General features: G+C 66.8%; 5 protein-coding genes. 2 read left to right on the top strand and 3 right to left on the bottom strand.

What is annotated here, in order from left to right; translation table 11 throughout:
- Positions 1 to 496: LysE family translocator (locus GJ693_RS14800; protein WP_156257030.1), on the top strand; the 496-nt coding region annotated here is incomplete at its 5' end.
- A gap of 563 nt (positions 497 to 1059) precedes the next feature.
- Here the strand turns inward: GJ693_RS14800 and GJ693_RS14795 are convergent.
- The 3 genes from GJ693_RS14795 to GJ693_RS14785 are packed head-to-tail and all read right to left on the bottom strand — an operon-like array spanning position 1060 to position 2975.
- A complete protein-coding gene (locus tag GJ693_RS14795; RefSeq protein WP_156257029.1) occupies positions 1060 to 1467 on the bottom strand; it encodes an EVE domain-containing protein in 408 nt (135 codons plus the stop codon).
- A 1-nt stretch (position 1468) separates the two neighbouring features.
- The gene (locus GJ693_RS14790; protein ID WP_156257028.1) at positions 1469 to 1813 is read right to left on the bottom strand and encodes an arsenate reductase; all 345 of its coding nucleotides are present in this window, start codon (positions 1811 to 1813) and stop codon (positions 1469 to 1471) included.
- A 10-nt stretch (positions 1814 to 1823) separates the two neighbouring features.
- Positions 1824 to 2975: a M42 family metallopeptidase gene (locus GJ693_RS14785; RefSeq protein ID WP_156257027.1), complete on the bottom strand. Its 1152-nt coding sequence runs from the start codon at positions 2973 to 2975 to the stop codon at positions 1824 to 1826.
- A 115-nt stretch (positions 2976 to 3090) separates the two neighbouring features.
- On the opposite strand from GJ693_RS14785, the gene GJ693_RS14780 reads away from it, so the two are divergent.
- On the top strand, positions 3091 to 3549 hold a 459-nt coding region (locus tag GJ693_RS14780; RefSeq protein WP_197042238.1), incomplete at its 3' end, for a deoxyribodipyrimidine photo-lyase.

Here is a 3549-nt window from a genome sequence, read left to right as displayed (position 1 = left end):
CGCGGTGACCGGCGTGGCGCTGGGGCTGCTGGCCAACGGCATATTGGCGGCGCTCGGTTTGGCCGCGCTGTTGCAGGCGGCGCCGCAACTGTGGACCGGCCTGCGGCTGGCGGGCGCGGCGATGATGGCCTGGCTGGCGCTAGATGCCTGGCGTGGTGCCGCCCGGCCGGTGGCAGCGCCGGCTGCCGATAATGGCGCCCGGCGCGCCTTCCTCACTGGCGCCTTCATCAACCTGTTGAATCCGAAAGCCTATGTCTTCTTCGTGGTGGTGGCGCCACAGTTCATGGCTGGCCACACGCTGGGGCTGCAGAGCGCGCTGGTGCTTGCCTGTATCAGTGCTGCCATCGCCACGGCCATCCACATCGCCATCGTCGCCGCGGCTGCGCGGGCGCAGGCCCTGTTGCAGGATGCAGCGCGGATGCGGCTGGTGCGCCGCCTGTTTGCGCTGGTGATGCTGGGCGTCGCCGTCAGTTTCCTCTGGGCTGATCTGGGTTGAGGCCGAGTCGGCGGCAGACCAAGCGTCAGGGCGCTGAATAGCCACACCCAGGCGTCAACAGCAAAGACCAGGAGCGTGGCCGGCCTGAACTGCCTGACACCTGCAAGGAACCAGACGCTCCTGGCTAATAATGCCAGCAGTTTCCCCGCCATCAGGCCAAGGAGCTTGCTAACAACCGAAGCAGGGTCGAGCGGGACCGAGCCAACGCCGATGCTAACGCGCTTTGGACCTGCGAAGGGACTTTAGCGGATCAAACAAATTGCGGCGCTCCATTGCCGCTTGCGTTTCGCCTCGCTTGACCGCCGCATAGATGCGGCGCCTACAGCGTTCCAACACCCAGGCTTCCGGTTCCGGCCCTGTTACATAATTCTGGAATCGCAGAAACGCCTGATGATTTGACGCCGAGCCGTACATGCGTCGCCAACGAGCCTTCGCTCTCAACGCGGATATCCAGCGTTGACCGCCCGCAAGTCCAACCATACCGCTCCTGGCACGGCAGCTCCGAACGTACCAGGATTGCCACTGTAAGGTCTGTTGAACCGCCTGGAAGTCGGGACGCTTTCTCATCTTTCGGCCAGTTCCATCACCACATCCCATTCCGCATCCGTGATCGGCACCACAGACAGGCGGAACTGGCGGAACATTGCCATTCCGGCCAGCCGCGGCTCGGCCTTCATTTCGGCGAGCGTGACCGGGCGCGGCATCGGCGCCTTCGGGCCAACCAACACCGCCGGGAAGCGGGCTTTCGGATCGCTGGGATCGATGAAATGCTCGCCGACCACCTGGGCGATGCCGACGATCGCGAGGCCCTCGTTCGAATGATAGAAGAACAACTCGTCGCCGACCTTCATGCTCCGCAGATAGATGGCGGCCTGGTTGTTGCGCACGCCATCCCAAATCGTCTGGCCGTCCTTGTTGAGCTGGTCCCAGCTGTATTTGAACGGCTCCGATTTCACCAGCCAGCGCGCCATCTCAGAATGCCTCCGTCCACGCCTCAGGCTTGAAACCGATCAGTGCCACGTCATCGGCTTCGACAATCGGCCGCTTGATCATCGACGGGTTGGCCAGCATCAGCGCCGTGGCCTTGCCCGCATCCAGCCCCTGCTTGTCGGCCTCCGGCAGCGCCTTGAACGTGGTGCCGGCGCGGTTCAACACCGTCTCCCAGCCCCAGCGCTCCACCCAGCGCGCCAGCGCTGCGGCGGGCACGCCGGCCTTCTTGTAATCGTGGAAATCATGGGCGATCCCGGCGGATGCCAGCCAGGCCCGCGCCTTCTTCACCGTGTCGCAATTGGGGATGCCGTAAAGGGTCGTCGTCATGGGCGTCGCCTTACCGGCGCGATGGTGTAAAGTCACGCAACTCGGCCACCGTTGCGGCATCCAGCCGCTTGATCAGCGCCACCACCAGATCGACTGTGCGGTCGAAATCGGCGCGGTCGATGATGCCGTTGTGGGCGTGGGTATAGCGCGCCGGCACCACCAGGTTCACGGTGGGCACGCCGCCGTTGGATTTCTGGATCTCGGCCGAATCATCGCCATAGCCCTGCACCAGGTCTTTCTGCAGCGGCACCTTGATCGCCGCGGCCGTGCTGGCCACCAGCGCTGCCAGCTTGGCGTTGGGCTGGGCCGATGAATCAAAGAGGAAGATGCCCGGCCCGCCGCCGAGCACGGCCTGGGTTTCATCCGGGTTGAGGCCGGGCTGATCGCCGGCCACGCCGCCTTCGATGGCGATGCCGATGTCGGGCTTGATCACATCGGCCGCCGTGTGGGCACCGCGCAGGCCGGTTTCCTCCTGCGTGGTGGCGGCGATGAACAGCTGGTTGGGGTGGCCGTCGCTGGCCAGCCGGCGCAGCGCCTCGATCACCACGGCCAGGCCAACCCGGTCATCCCAGGCCTTGCCGAGCAGGCGGCCATTGGCCAGCGCGGCAAACGGCGCATCCGGCACCACCTGGTCTCCGGGGCCGATGCCCAGCGCCGCGACGTCGGCCGCCGATTTGGCGCCGACATCCAGATAGATGGCAGTGCGCGGCGTGACGCGGGTGCGTTCATCCTGCGGAGTCACATGCACATCGCGGATGGTCGTCACCGCCGTCACCGGGCCCTTGGCGCCGATGATCGTCCAGCGCTGGCCCACCAGCGCCTGATCGAGCCAGCCGCCCAGCATCTGCATGGTGAGGAAGCCCTGCGGGGTCACCCGCCGCACCATGCCGCCCACTTCGTCCATATGGGCATCCAGCATGATGCGCGGGCCCTTGCTGCCATGCTGAGCAATCACGCTGCCCAGCCCGTCATAGCTGATTTTCTGCGCCAGCGGCGCGAGTTCGCGCACCACGATGGCACGCACCGGCTCTTCAAACCCCGGCGCACCGGGCGCATTGGCCAGTTCGCCGAGCAGCCGTTCGGTGCGGTCCCCCGGCGCGGCGTGCACTGGCAGCGCGGCGCAGGCGGCCAGCGCAGCGGCAGTGAGAATGAAGCGGCGCATATTTGTCCCCCTTGACCGGCCAGGGCGCCTGTCTGGCACGCAGCACCCGCGCTGCCAACCGGCTGCGACAGGCTGGCACCTGCGGGCGCGGAACAAAGCGGCTACACCGGCCGGCATGGAGATCGTCTGGTTCAAGCGTGACCTGCGCGTGCACGACCATGCGCCGCTGGTCGCTGCTTGCGCCAGCGGCCGGCCAGTGCTGCCGCTGTACATCGTCGAGCCGGAACTGTGGCAGCAGCCGGATGCCAGCGGGCGGCAGTATGGCTTTCTGGCGGAATGTCTGGCCGATCTGGATCTCAGCCTCGCCGCGCGCGGTGCCCGGCTGGTGGTGCGGGTGGGTGATGCCGTCCAGGTGCTACACGATCTTCATGCCGCGCACGGGATCAGCGCCCTCCACGCCCACGAGGAAACCGGCAATCTGTGGAGTTTTGCCCGCGACAAGGCGGTGCGGCGCTGGGCGCGGGCGGCCGGCGTGCCGGTGCGCGAGGCGCAGCAGCACGGCGTATGGCGGGCGCATGGCAATCGCGATGGCTGGGCGGCGCGCTGGGAAGGGCTGATGCGCAGCCCCCGCCTG

Origin of the sequence: Sandarakinorhabdus oryzae, assembly GCF_009733735.1 — a bacterium.
GTDB lineage: Bacteria > Pseudomonadota > Alphaproteobacteria > Sphingomonadales > Sphingomonadaceae > Sandarakinorhabdus > Sandarakinorhabdus oryzae.
The sequence above is the reverse complement of the archived record's forward strand: the minus strand, read 5'-3'. Positions and strand labels throughout refer to the sequence as shown.

Coding starts and splice junctions, on each gene's coding strand:
- GJ693_RS14785 (WP_156257027.1), bottom strand. CDS start 2,975: ATGCGCCGCTTCATTCTCACTGCCGCTGCGCTGGCCGCCTGCGCCGCG.
- GJ693_RS14790 (WP_156257028.1), bottom strand. CDS start 1,813: ATGACGACGACCCTTTACGGCATCCCCAATTGCGACACGGTGAAGAAG.
- GJ693_RS14795 (WP_156257029.1), bottom strand. CDS start 1,467: ATGGCGCGCTGGCTGGTGAAATCGGAGCCGTTCAAATACAGCTGGGAC.